We start from the raw sequence: 12,950 nt of genomic DNA on the forward strand, positions 1-12,950 counted from the left end.
ATTTCCATTCGCCCAATCGATCTCGCAAAAGGACAGTGAACCGGGCGCGACTAAAAGCGCAATGGATTGCCATTTGTCGCCAAGTTCAGGAAGAGGGTGCCGATGATTGTTCAAGATCGACGGTGGGCCGCCCGGACGTGTCCGCATGTTCTTCGGTCTCGGACGCGGCGCCGACGAAGCGACGCATTAATTCACTTCGCCATCCTGGGAGCTCTGTTAAGTGAACGGACCGCGTGCCACAGCGACCGCGAGGCGACCGGGCTCAGTCGAGACGCCCGGTCTCGTCGCGGTACTGCCGGACGACGTCGTCGATGCTCGCGTCCTGTGTGAAGCCGAGCCGCAGGGCGGCGTCCACGTCGAACTGGCCGGGCCACGAGCAGACGATGCTCATGATGCGCTCGTCGGGTTCGAGCGCGACGAGCGCCCGGACGTCCGCGCCGGCGACGCGCTCGAGGGCGTCCAGCATCTCGGCGGCGGTCACGCAGAGTCCGGGCAGGTTCAGCACGCGCCACGGGCCGACCGCCTCGCCGGGTGCCTCCAGCGCGCGGACCAGGTTCGCGACGGCGGCGTCCGGCGACGACAGCCACAGGCGCGTGTCCAGCGGAACCGGGCACGCGGACGCCTCGCCGGCCAGCGGCTCGCGGATGATCCCGCTCGCGAACGAGGACGCCGCCGAGTTCGGACGCCCCGGCCGCACCGAGATCGTCGGCAACCGGCACACCAGCCCGTCGACGAACCCCTTGCGGGTGTACTCGTTCACCAGCAGCTCGCCGATCGCCTTGGTCGCGCCGTACGTCGACTCCGGCTGGGTGGCCCACTCGGGCGGCACGACGTCCGGCACCGCGCCGCCGAACACGGCCAGCGAGCTCGCCGCCACGAACCGCGGACGCGACCCCGCCCGGCGGGCGGCCTCCAGCAGTGCGCGCGTCCCGTCGACGTTGACGCGCATCGCCAGGTCGAAATCCGCCTCCGAGCCCCCGCTCAGGACGGCCGCGAGGTGAAAGATCGCCTCCGTCTCCGCGGTGACGAGGGAGTTCACGAGCTCGGCGTCCGCGACGTCGCCGAGCACCGATCGCACGCGCGGGTCGGCCACCGGGCAGTCGGCCTGATCGAGCGACACGATCTCGAGGGACGCCTCCTCCGACGACGTCCGCGGGCCCGGGGCCTCGGGGGCCTGGCGGGTCTGGTGGGCGTCGGTCCCGCGCGGGTCCGTGGGGACTTGGGTCTGCTTCCGAAACGGAAGCAAACCCTGGGGGCGCGCGAGCAGCGCGGCGATCACGCGACTGCCCAGGAAACCGGCCCCGCCGGTGACGATGATGCTCATGCGGACTCCTTCGTCGGACGCCTGCCCCGAGGCTAGCCCGTCGTCGCCGGGCGCATTGCGGCAGCGGTCCACGCAGCCGGATAAGAGCCGTGGTCGCAGGCTCTGGTGCCGGGCGGGGACCGGGTCGGAGCAGTGAGTTGTTAAAAGACCCCTGAGCATTCCGTTAGAGACAGCATGTCGCTAACCTACGGACGAGTGCCTTCCCACCGCGTTGCCGCGGGCACGACCCGTCCAGCGGCGTTGCCGCTTCTCAGGAAGGATCGCACCCTTGTCAGCAACTCTCAGTAAGAACCGCTTCGTGGCGCGCCTCGCCGCGTTCGCCCTGGTAGCCGCGGGGGCCGCCATCGCGGCGCCCGTCCCGGCCGAGGCCGCGACCGTCACCCGCGTGGTCTGCAAGACGCCGTCCCTCAATGTGCGCAGCGGTCCCGGGACGCGGTACGCGAAGGTCGGCACGCTGTCGTCGGGCGCGCGCGTCACCGGGACGCCCTCGGGCTCGTGGCTGAAGATCGGGACGTCGCGGTACATCGCGGCGTCCTACACCTGCACGCCGACGACCACGGTCGCTGCGCCGCGCGTGGTCTCGTCGGCGTCCGTGGCGACCGCACCGCGCGCCGGCTACCGGATGATGCAGCCGGCCGGCACCAACGGGTCGCCGACGTCGGGGTTCGGCATGCGCAACAACCCCGTGACGAGGGCGAACGTGCTGCACAACGGGGTGGACCTCGGGAACCAGGCCGGCCAGCCCGTGGTCGCCGCCGCCGGCGGCGTCGTGAGCTACGCCGGCTGGACGACCGGCGGCGGCAACAGCCTGTACGTGACGCACGGGCAGTTCGGGTCGGTGTCGACGCGGTACCTGCACCTGTCGCGCTTCGTGGTGAAGAAGGGGCAGTCGGTCCGGACCGGGCAGCTCATCGGCTACACCGGCGCGACCGGCTCGGTGACCAAGCCGCACCTGCACTTCTCGGTGAAGGTCGGCGCCGGCTTCGTCGACCCGCAGGGCTGGATCGGCCCGGTCGCCGGGTATGCGCGGGCGGTGCGTCCGAGCTGACCCGGGTTCGCCGGGGGAGAAGACCCCGCCCGGCCGCACCCGCGGCGTCCGGGCGGGGATCTTTCACGGTCCGACGCGCGGAATTCACGCGCCACTAGAACGATCGTTCTGCCTAGACTGACGCCATGCCGAGCGTCATCACCGACACCCAACTCATGGAGCACGTGCTCAAGCTGGGCGACGAGCACCCGCCGATCCGGATGGACTCGGCGGACTTCACCGTGAAGAACCCGGCGCTGATGCGCGAGAAGTTCGGGGGCGTCCTGGACTATCTGGCGCGCGTCGAGCTCGAGGTCGACCGCAACGTGCTGGAGTTGCTGACGATCCTGCCGCACGCCAGCGAGGTCGACCGGGTCTTCTATCAAGACGTCTGGTACGACCAGGAAATGGCCCACGGCTACATTCTCGACCGGCTGAAAGACGAGATGGGTCTCGCGCCCGCCGAGCCGTATCTCGAGGTCAAGATGGGGCTCAAGGCGCTGGGGGCGCTGGCGCATTTCGAGCCGATTCATGATGTCGTGCGGTGCATTTATTATCTGACCGGCGCCTCGACTGAGCGGCAGGCGGTGATGGCGTACAACTCGTTCAGCAAGCAATTGTTGGAAATGGGAGAGAAGGCTGTCGCCCGCACGATCATCAACCCCATCAAGCGGCAGGAGCCCGGGCATTTCGCGTTCTATCGCATGTCGGCGGAAAAGCTCGTGCAGGACGGACTGCGTCCGTGGCAGCTGTATCTCGCGCGCCTGCTGCGGAAGACGAGCTACGCGCTCGTCGGGACGAACCGGAGCAACGATTACAAGGCTCAGATGGGCGAGGTGATCACGAAGCTCGGTTTCGACGAGCAGTTGGAGCAGTACGCCAAAGAGATCGGACGCCTCGAGGCCCGGCTGCTCTGGGCGAGCGAGCAGGGCATGGACTTCCCCCCGTACGTGCTCGCCGCCCTCCGCGAGAGCGTGGACCTCTACCGCGATCGGGGGACGTTCGAGGCCGCCTGAGTGCGTTTCTATGCTGCCTAATCCACCCTGGGGTGGGGATGATGTCACACAGCATGGGCCGGGACGCCGGTGTGGGTTGGACGCCTCCCGCCCTGAGTGGGTCGCTAGCGGTTGATCCCGGTCGGGCACGGTCCCGTCCGGGGCGATGGCGCGCGATTCGACCGCGCGCTGGGCGATCGCGTCCGGGGATGCCGCCCAGGCGTCCGGACGACCGCACCGTGGGCGTCCGCTGGGCGGCTCGCACCCGCGCAGTCGATTTGCCGCCACTCGATGAAGGTTGCCCGCGAGATTCTCGCTCACGCTCGCGAGGAGACCCTCATCGGGTGGTGGCAAATCGACTGGGACGCCGCGGGCGCCGGTGTGTCGCGGTTTAGGCCGGACGCCGGCGGCGTCCCCGTGGATTGCGTCGCCGTCCGGTGCCTGCGATCCGGGGGCGTGTGACAGAACCCACACCCCAGGGTGGATTAGGCAGCATAGAAACGTTTCTCCACCGGGGGGTGTGTGACAAAACCCACACCCCGCGGTGGATTGTGCAGCATAGAAACGTTCAGTCGATGACCTTCCCCGGGTTCAGGTTCGCACCCGGGTCGGCGGCGTGGAACAGGCCGGCCATCAGATCGACGCCGGGCTCGGAGAGGTCCTGGGCCATCCAGGGCTTGTGCTCGGTCCCGACGCCGTGATGGTGCGACAGTGTCGCCCCGCAGTCGATGAAGCACTGCTGGATCGCCGACTTCACGGCGTCGTACTGGGCGAGGTCGTCGGCGTCTTCCCCGAGGACGAACGCGAACGTGAAGTACAGGCACGCCCCCGCGTGGTACGAGTGCGACATGTGGCACATGATGAAGCCCTGGCGTCCGATCTGATCGAACGCGCGTCCGGCCGCCTCGCGCACGCGCCGGTGGACGGCCGCGAGCTTCGACCACGGGGCGGCCGTCTCGGAGACGTCGCCGATGGTGCGCCGGTCGAGCAGGAAGTCGCGCAGGTACGGCGTGTCGAACTTCTTCTGGTCGTACAGCGCCCCCGGACTGCCGCCGAGCACGATGCCGCCGTGCTTCGCGACCAGGTCCTTCACGATCTTCTTCTCGCGCGCGTTGTGCTTCGCCGACCCCTCGTAACACACGTACGACAAGCACATCTGGTCGGTGTCCCAGCCGCGGAGCCGCAGGAAGTCCCACAGCTTCTCCTGCCCGAACGCGGACGCCTTCTTCAGCGTCGTCGTCGGCGCCTTCTGGGTCGACAGCGAGAACGAGGTCTCGGCGGCGTCCGAGATGCGGGTGAACGTCGGGTGCGCCTCCGACCGCGCGACGGCGTGCATGCACAGCAGCGCCTTGTCCCACGTCGGGAACATGTACGCGATCACGTCGCGATGCTCCGGCAGCGGGTGCACCTGGATCGTCACCTCGGTCACGATGCCGAGGCGTCCCTCGGAGCCGATGATCATCTCCCGCACCGACGGCCCGGTCGACGTGCTCGGCAGGTCGCGCAGCGCGACCACGCCCCCCGGACGCGCCAGCCGCAGCCCCTTCACGATGTCGGCGATGTCGCCGTACTTGTCCGACTGCATCCCGGACGACCGCGTCGCCACCCAGCCGCCCAGCGTCGAGTAGGTGAACGAGTCGGGCACGTGGCCCATCGTGAGACCGCGCGCGGCCAGGGCGTCCTCGAGGTCGGGCCCCAGGATGCCGGCCTGCACCCGCGCGAGCATCGAGTGCTCGTCGACCTCCAGCACGCGGTTCATGCGGCCCAGGTCGACGGTGACGACGGTGCGCTCCTCGGCGTCCGGCGCGTTCAGCGAGCCGGAGATCGACGTCCCGCCGCCGAACGGGATCACGACCCAGTTCCGCTCGGACGCCGCCGCGAGCAGCGCCCGCGTCTCCTCCTCGTCGCCCGGGTAGACCACGGCGTCGGGGACGCGAGTGAAGTCGCCGCGCCGCGTCCGCAGCAGGTCCCGGACGCTGCGCCCCGCCCAGTGCACGATGCGCGCCTCGTCGTCGAGCTCGACGTTCTCCTCGCCGACGATCGCGCGCAGCCCGGCGAGATCGTCCTCGGACGCCCGGCTCTCCGGCACGTTCAGCTCATCGAGCGAGGGCGGCCCGACGACCGGTGCGTTCGCCAGGTCGAGCCCCAGGTTCTCCTTGACGAACGGCGCGAACGCCGGCTTGTTGGTGTAGTTGAACTCGGGGACGCCGTCGGCGCCCCAGCCCCACCACTTCTGATGCTTCACGTCGGGCGCCATGGGGCCTCTCCTTCTTCGGTCGTCGGGGTTCTGGTCAGGGGGTTCGTGTCAGGGGGTGCGGGTCAGGTGGGCGCGGGTCAGCGCTCGTGGCGGCGGGCAGCACTCAGCTTGCCCGACACCCACCGCACGAACGGACGCGGCGCGTGCCGCAGCGCGCCCGCGATCACGCGGAAGCGGCGCGACGGTACCGAGACGACGCGGCCGCGGTCGGCGTCCGCGAGGCAGGCGGCGACGACGCGGTCGGCGTCCAGCCACAACGGGCCGGGGATCGACGACCCCTTGATGCCCGCCCGCTCGTGGAACTCGGTGCGCACCCAGCCCGGCAGCAGGACGCAGACGCGCACGCCCGTCCCGGCCAGCTCGACGGCGAGCGACTCGGTCAGCACGCGCACGTAGCTCTTGATCGCCGGGTAGTGGCCCTGCGCGAGGTAGCCCGCGACGGACCCGACGTTGATGATCGTGCCGTGCCCGCGCTCGCGCATCGCCCGGCCGGCGGCGCCCTGCAGCAGCAGGACGCTGCGCATCATCACCTCGGCGGCCCGGTCGTGGCGCTCCATGCTCGGATCGAGCAGGGTGGCCCCGACGGAGAACCCGGCGTTGTTGACCAGCGTCTCGACCGGACGCCCCGGCTCGGCCAGGCGGTCGGCGACCGCCTGGGCCTGCGTCCGGTCGGACAGGTCGGCGGGCAGCGTCTCCACCCGGACGCCGTGGCGGCGCTCCAGCTCGCCGGCGAACTCGCCCAGGCGTCCGGCGTCGCGCGCGACGAGCACGACGTCGTCGCCCCGCGCGGCGAGGGCGCGGGCGAAGGCCGCCCCGATTCCGGACGTGCCACCGGTGATCAGTGCGGTCGCCATGCCGGGGACGATACACCAGGACCTCCGGTGAAACCCGCCCATCACACCGGGCGTGAAACCCGCCGTGAACCCCGCGCGGAGGCGGCCCGGCGCGCTTCCTCCCGGCTGTTGTGCGGACGCCCCCGGCGCGGCAGGGTGGGGGCCAGCGGTTCGCGTCCGGGCGGAGCGTGCGGGGAGGGAGGGCGCGATGAGAAGGGTGTTCACGCTGATCGTGACGGTCGGCGTCCTGCTGTCGCTGGCCGCGTGCACCGGGTCGGGCGCCCCGACGCCCACCCCGCCCTACACCGCCGGCGACCTGATCACCGACTACAACGGCCAGCGCCTCTACGGACGCCTGTTCCTGCCCACGTCGGGGCCCGAGCGGCTGCCCACAGTGATCCTGGCCCACGGGCTCGACGGCACGAGCGCAGGCATGATCCCGTATGCCGAGCGGCTCGCGCAGGAGGGGTTCGCGGCCTACGCGTTCGACTTCCGCGGTGGGGGCGCCGGCAACCGCAGCGACGGTGACCGCGCGAGCATGTCGATCCTCACCCAGACCGAAGACCTGAACGCGGTCGTCGACACGATCCGCACCCGTCCGGACGTCGACGGCGACCACCTCTTCCTTCTCGGCGAGAGCCAGGGCGGGCTGGTCTCGGCGATGGTGCCCGGCCAGCACCCGGACGCCTTCGCCGGTCTCGTGCTGCTCGCCCCCGCGTTCAACCTGCCCGACGTCTGCCGCGCCGAACTCGAGAACCCGGGGGGCGCCACCCCGAGCGCGTCGTCGTTCAGCCGCACGTACCTCGAGGACGGGGCGTCCATCGACGTCCCGGCCGCGATCAGGCCGTACGAGCGCGACGTCCTGATCGTGCACGGGGACGCCGATCCGCTCGTCCCGATCGCGAACTCCCAGCAGGCGTTGCTGACCTACCGCTCGGCGGAGTTGATGACGGTGCCGGGCGCGGGTCACGAGTTCACCGGGCCGAACCGCGACGCGGTCGTCGTCCGGATCATCACGTATCTGAAACAGCACCTGCGCTGAAGGCAGCACCTGCGCTGACCGCAGCACCTGCGCTGACCGCAGCACCTGCGCTGACCGCCGGGCGCAGGACCGCGGCCGCCGCGTCCACGTGTCGGTCGCCACACCCGAGACGATCCACTACGGTAACTCCGGAGAAAACCGAATGCTCGCTCGGTCGCCGCGCGGCCGCTGACCCCCGGAGGCTCCGTGCCCACGTCCCTCACCCCGCCCGCGTCCCCGGGAACCCCGCGCCGCGTCCTCGTCACCGGAGCCACCGGCTTCGTCGGCCAGGCCGTGCTGCTGGCCCTGCTCGACCGCACCGATGATGCCGAGGTCGTCGCGATCGTCCGTCCCCGGCGGGGGCGGCCGGCGTCCGAACGGCTGGAGGCGCTGCTCGCCAAGCCGGCCTTCCGCGCGTTCGTCGAAGACCGCGGGGTGGACGCCGCCCGCGCGGAGTTCGCGCGGCGCGTCCACGTGGTCGAGGGCGACCTCGCGGGGCTGCAGGACAACCCGGACGCCGTCGCCCGGCTCGCCGAGTTGGGGCCGCTGCACGCGGCCGTGCACTGCGCCTCGGCGGTCTCGTTCGACCTGCCGATCCACGAGGCGTTCGACACGAACGTCGGGGGAGCGCTCGGGCTCTACGGCGCGCTGGAGGCGGCGGGTCTCGACCCGCACGTCGTCCACGTGTCGACGGCCTACGTGGGCGGGTCGGCCCGCGGCGTCCGGACGGAGGGTCCGCTCACCCACCGCGTCGACTGGGCGTCCGAGATGGAGTGGGCACATGCCGTCCAGCGGGAGGCCGAGCTCGACTCGCGCAAGCCGGCCGAGCTGAACCGCGTCCTGCGGCTCGCGCGGCTCGTGCACGGCAAGGAGGGCCCGAACGCGGTCGCCGCGGCCGCCGACGAGGCGCGCCGCGACGAGGTCACCGAGAAGCTCGTCGAGGCCGGACGCCTCCGCGCGCAGACCCTCGGCTGGACCGACGTGTACACCTTCACCAAGGCCATGGCCGAGCGCGTCGCCGAAGAGCGCTGGGCCGGACGCGGCCGGCGCCTGTCGGTCGTCCGGCCGTCCATCATCGAGAGCTCGCAAGCCTGGCCGTACCCGGGGTGGATCGACGGCTACAAGGTCGCGGACCCGCTGATCATGGCGTACGGGCGCGGCGTGTTGAAGGAGTTCCCGGCGCTGCCGGACTCGCTGCTCGACGTCGTCCCGGTCGACATGGTCGTCGGCGTCGTCGTCGCGCTCGCCCTCGGCGAGCCGACGCGCACCGGCGCGGACGCCTACTACCAGGTCGTCTCCGGCACCTCGAACCCGCTCGCGTTCCACGCGATGGTGGGCTCGGTGCGCGACTTCTTCCTCGAACACCCGCAAACGGACGCCGCCGGCCGCCCCATCGCCGTCCCCACCTGGACCTACCGCCGCGGCGGGCTCGTCGAGCCGATGATCGGGTTGCAGGAGAAGGGCGTCCGTGCGGCCGAGCTCGCGGCGTCCCTCGTGCCGCGCGGCACCGCCGCGCGCCGGTGGTCGGGCACGCTGCACAAGCAGCGCGCCGGGTTGGCGACGCTGCGCAAGTACGTCGACCTGTACAAGAACTACACGCGCAGCGAGCTCGTGTTCGACGACCGGCACACCCGGGAGCTGTGGGCCGAGCTGGGTGGGTCCGAAGGTGGGCGTGTGGGCGAGCGTGCCGGGCGGACGGCCGGGGAACCGGCCGCTCCGGAGACCGCATCGGGGACCGAGACCGCGCCGGAGACCCAGACCGCGCCGGGGACCGCATCGACGACCGCCGGGGACGCCCGGGGCGACGCGTTGATCCCGTTCGACATCACCGCCGTCGACTGGACGTCGTACCTGATCGACCATCACCTGCCCGCGGTCGTCGCGTTGACCGACGAGTACTCCGCGTCGAAGGCCGCCAGGCGCGAGTCGGAGGCCGCGCGGGCGCTCGCGCCGGTCGCGGCGTCCGACCGGACGATCGCCGTGTTCGACCTCGACGGCACCTTGGCGTCCGCGACGGTCGTCACGCAGTATCTGGCCTTGCAGGCGGAGCTGCGCGGCGTCCGGAGCGCGGGCGGGGCGACCGCGTTCGCCGGGGACTTCGGGTCGCTGCTGTGGGCGACGCCGAGCCTGATCCGCGCCGAGCGGCGCGATCGGGGCGAGTTCCTGCGGATGTTCGCGCGCCGGTACGCCGGCGTCCGGGTGGCCGACCTGGAGAAGGCCGCGCAGGGGCGGTACGCCGAGCGGCTGCGCGCCGGCATCAGGGCGGACGCCCTCGCCCGCATCGCCGAGCACCGGGCCGCCGGCCACCGGACGATCATCGTGACCGGCGTGCCCGAGCCGCTCGTGGCCCCGCTCGCCGACCTCGCCGACGAGTTGGTGGCGACGACGCTGGACGTCCGTGACGGCGTCTACACCGGCTACCTCGCCGCGCCGGCCGTCGTCGACGAGGCGCGCGCCGGGTGGCTGCTGCGTTACGCGGCCGCCCACGACGTGGACCTGGCCGGGTCGTACGGCTACGGCGACTCTCAGGCGGACGTCACCTGGCTGTCGCTGCTCGGGCACCCCTTCGCGGTCGAGCCCGACCTCGGGCTCCACGCCGAGGCCAAGCGCAGCCGGTGGCCCATCCTCGACTGGGAGTGACGCTCGGCCCGGCACGGGCGTGCCGGACCGCGGTGAGGAGACGGCTTGGTTTTGCTTCCATTTCGGAAGCAAAACCGAAGCAAAACCGAAGCAAAACCGAAGCAAAACCGAAGCAAAACCGAAGCAGAACCGAAGCTGAGCCGGGTGGTCGTCGGTGGGCGGCCTGTGGGGTTTGCTTCCGCTATGGAAGCAGAACGGGAGACCCCGTGAGAGGACCGTTCTTGTTTGCTTCCGCTATGGAAGCAGAACCAAGCCCACCTGGCGTGCCGCGACGGCGCCCGCCCTACTCGCCGGGGTAGGAGTCGATGTTCCAGAGGTTGCCCTCCGGGTCGCGGACGGCGGTCGACCGGCCCCCGTGCGGCGGGTGGTGGGGCTCCTGGACGACGGTCGCGCCGGCGGCGACGGCCCGGGCGAGAGTCGCGTCGACCTCCTCGTCCGAGGCGACGACGAGGTTGCACCTCCCCAGGCCGGGCTCCTGGGCGAAGCCGAGCTCGTCGTCGGGCCGGACCGACCCGAACATGAGGCCGCCGTTGTCGCGCCAGCGGAACTGGGCGTGGACGACGGTCGCGGGGTCGTCTGGGTCGCGGACGACCAGCACCTCCGCGAAGCCGAGCGCGGTCAGGAACTCGATCGCGGCGTCCGCGTCGGCGAACGCCATGCAGGTGAAGAGCTGAGGTTTCGTCATGGCCCTACCCTCGTGCGGCGCCGGCCGGGTCGTCTTGGACGATCGGGAAATTCGCGGCGAGCTGGGTCGGCGTGAACCCGGCCAGGGCGCGCCACTCGCGGTTGAGGTGGGGCTGATCGGCGTACCCGGACGCCTGCGCGACCTCCGCCGGCGGGCGTCCGGCCCCCAGCAGTGCGCGCGACCGTTCGAACCGGACGACGCGCGCCAACTCCTTCGGGCTCACCCCGAACTCGGCCGCGAAGCGGCCCGACAGCCAGCGCCGGGAGCGCCCCAGCTCGGACGCCAGCCGCGCGATCGCGATGCCCCCGCCCGACCGGACGATCGCCGTCCACGCCCGCCGCAGGTCGTCGTGGATGAGGCCGCCCGGCTCGCGGGCAGCGAGCCCGGCGAGGTGGGCGTCCAGCAGTCGGAACCGCTCAGGCCAGGACGCCTCCTGCAGCCGGTCGCGCAGCCACCCCGGGACGCCGCCCGGCAGCCCCTCGTGGCCGGCGATCGTGCCGCCGAGCGCGGACGCCGGCACCCCGAGCAGGTGCCGGGCCCCCAGCGGGGTGAGCGACAGCTGGATGCCGTGTTGATGCCCGTGCGTGTGGATGTGCGCCGGACGCGTGTGCAGCCCGCCGGCCAGCGCCCAGTAGCCGGACCGGTCGCGTCCGTCGGCCCAGCCGCAGTCGAGCGGCTCGTCGAACGCGACGATCACGGTGACCCGACGCGACGGCAGCCCGTGATGGACCGCGTCGGCGGGCAGCCGGAAGTCGTACCCCTCGATGCCCGCGACCAGGCCGGTCAGCGACGCGGGGACGCGGTGCTCGAACGACGGCATGGCCCAGGCTAACCCGGGCCACGCCGCCGGGGAACGGGAGGGCTACTCGGCGACCCCGACGGACACGTCGGTGGACTCGAGCCGCGCTCGGATACCGGCCGGACGCCGGCCGCCCAGCGGCCGCGGGAGGCGTCTGGACGTGGGTCGTTTACACTGACCGGCCGTGACCTCAGCCGCCGACGATCGTCCAGCACCTCCCGCCGCCCCGGGCCGATCGGCCGATCATCCGGCCTATGCGGATACCGGTTCGACCCACTACGCGATGCTGCTAGCGCTCATGTGCGTCGTGGTGATCCTGTCGGGGATCGGCGCGGCGAAGGGCGTCGTCTTCGGGCCGATCATCACCGACGGCGGGTTCTTCCTGTTCCCGGCGGCGTACATCTGCGGCGACGTCATCAGCGAGATCTACGGCGGACGGGCCGCGCGCCGGGCGATCCTGGCGAGCTTCGGCGCGAACGTGCTGTCGGTGCTCTGCTACGCGATCATCATCGTGCTGCCGGGGTTCGACGACGCCTACGGCGTCCAGAAGCAGGCCGCGCTCGAGGTCGCGCTGGGTCCGGTGTGGCAGGTGGTGCTGGCGGGCATCCTGGGGTTCTTGGCGGGGCAGAACCTGAACACCCTCGTCATGGTCGCGATGAAGCGGCGGACGCGCGAGAAGCGGCTCATCGGACGCCTGGTCTCCTCGACCGGCGCCGGCGAGTTCGTCGACACGCTCGTGTTCTGCACGGTCGCCGCGACCGCGATCGGCATCACGACGGTCGAGCAGTGGGCCAACTACACGTTCTTCGGGTTCGTCTACAAGGTCGCCGTGCAGTACGCGGTCATGCCGATCACGGCGGCGGTCATCGGGTGGATCAAGAAGCGCGAGCCGACCTACCAGGCCGCCCTCGGGGCGGCGGCCGCGGGGGAGCCGGAGGTGTCCGGCCCGGACGCCCGCTGAGCCGCGGCGCCGACCCGGCGCGGGAGGCGTCCCAGGTCGGCGCGGAAGGCGCCGAGCACGGCGTCCGGATCGACGGAGGTCACCACGCGCGCGTTGGCCGGCCGCCCCCACAGGTGGCGCGCGTCGCGGACCGTCGTGCCGCGCGTGAGCTCGGACGCCGTCTCCACGCCGACCCACGTGGTGAGCGCCTCGAACGGGACGGCGTCGGCCGCGATCATCGCCGCGCACAGGTCGTGCACGGACGCGACGTAGCCGTACCCGTAGTCGGCGTGGAACTCGAAGTAGAACCGCAGCGCGTCGGCGACGAGGTCGAACCAGGCCGGCCCACCACCCGGGACGCCGCGGGTGCGGTCGCGCTTGGACGAGAGCCGCGGCTCGGGGACGCCGACGTCGCGGGCGAGGGCGTCC

General features: G+C 71.7%; 11 protein-coding genes. 5 read left to right on the forward strand and 6 right to left on the reverse strand.

Annotated features, from left to right (window positions below; all coding sequences use genetic code 11):
- Positions 1–262: 262 nt before the first annotated feature.
- Positions 263–1,324 carry a D-erythronate dehydrogenase gene (gene denD / locus WMJ97_RS11270; protein WP_347349092.1) on the reverse strand — a complete coding sequence of 354 codons (1,062 nt, stop codon included), beginning with the start codon at positions 1,322–1,324 and terminating at the stop codon, positions 263–265.
- Positions 1,325–1,592: 268 nt separating this feature from the next.
- Between denD and WMJ97_RS11275 the strand changes: the two genes are divergently transcribed.
- Positions 1,593–2,372: a peptidoglycan DD-metalloendopeptidase family protein gene (locus WMJ97_RS11275; protein WP_347349093.1), complete on the forward strand. Its 780-nt coding sequence runs from the start codon at positions 1,593–1,595 to the stop codon at positions 2,370–2,372.
- 125 nt (positions 2,373–2,497) lie between these two features.
- Positions 2,498–3,367, forward strand: a complete 870-nt coding sequence (locus WMJ97_RS11280) for a GTP-binding protein LepA (RefSeq protein WP_347349094.1) — start codon at positions 2,498–2,500, stop codon at positions 3,365–3,367.
- Between the two features lie 547 nt (positions 3,368–3,914).
- Here WMJ97_RS11280 and WMJ97_RS11285 read toward each other — a convergent pair.
- Positions 3,915–5,603 (reverse strand): FAD-binding oxidoreductase, encoded by a 1,689-nt coding sequence (locus WMJ97_RS11285; RefSeq protein WP_347349095.1) that lies wholly within the window; start codon positions 5,601–5,603, stop codon positions 3,915–3,917.
- Positions 5,604–5,680: 77 nt separating this feature from the next.
- Complete coding sequence (locus WMJ97_RS11290) at positions 5,681–6,457, reverse strand: SDR family NAD(P)-dependent oxidoreductase (protein ID WP_347349096.1); 777 nt, start codon at positions 6,455–6,457, stop codon at positions 5,681–5,683.
- Between the two features lie 187 nt (positions 6,458–6,644).
- Here WMJ97_RS11290 and WMJ97_RS11295 point away from each other — a divergent pair, with 187 nt between their 5' ends.
- Both WMJ97_RS11295 and WMJ97_RS11300 read left to right on the forward strand, forming a co-directional pair.
- Entirely contained in the window at positions 6,645–7,478 is an 834-nt protein-coding gene (locus tag WMJ97_RS11295; RefSeq protein WP_347349097.1) for an alpha/beta fold hydrolase, read from the forward strand.
- A gap of 186 nt (positions 7,479–7,664) precedes the next feature.
- Positions 7,665–10,097, forward strand: a complete 2,433-nt coding sequence (locus tag WMJ97_RS11300) for an HAD-IB family hydrolase (protein ID WP_347349098.1) — start codon at positions 7,665–7,667, stop codon at positions 10,095–10,097.
- A gap of 283 nt (positions 10,098–10,380) precedes the next feature.
- Here the strand turns inward: WMJ97_RS11300 and WMJ97_RS11305 are convergent, their stop codons facing one another.
- Entirely contained in the window at positions 10,381–10,782 is a 402-nt protein-coding gene (locus WMJ97_RS11305) for a VOC family protein (protein ID WP_347349099.1), read from the reverse strand.
- A gap of 4 nt (positions 10,783–10,786) precedes the next feature.
- Positions 10,787–11,602, reverse strand: a complete 816-nt coding sequence (locus WMJ97_RS11310) for an AraC family transcriptional regulator (RefSeq protein WP_347349100.1) — start codon at positions 11,600–11,602, stop codon at positions 10,787–10,789.
- A gap of 163 nt (positions 11,603–11,765) precedes the next feature.
- On the opposite strand from WMJ97_RS11310, the gene WMJ97_RS11315 reads away from it, so the two are divergent.
- The gene (locus WMJ97_RS11315; protein WP_347349101.1) at positions 11,766–12,542 is read left to right on the forward strand and encodes a queuosine precursor transporter; all 777 of its coding nucleotides are present in this window, start codon (positions 11,766–11,768) and stop codon (positions 12,540–12,542) included.
- Here the strand turns inward: WMJ97_RS11315 and WMJ97_RS11320 are convergent.
- Positions 12,476–12,950 (reverse strand): nucleoside hydrolase (locus WMJ97_RS11320; RefSeq protein ID WP_347349102.1); only part of this gene is annotated, 475 nt, incomplete at its 5' end. The two genes, WMJ97_RS11315 and WMJ97_RS11320, sit on opposite strands and share 67 nt — an antisense overlap.

It is taken from the genome of Nigerium sp. (assembly GCF_039811905.1).
Taxonomy (GTDB): Bacteria; Actinomycetota; Actinomycetes; order Propionibacteriales; family Propionibacteriaceae; genus Propioniciclava.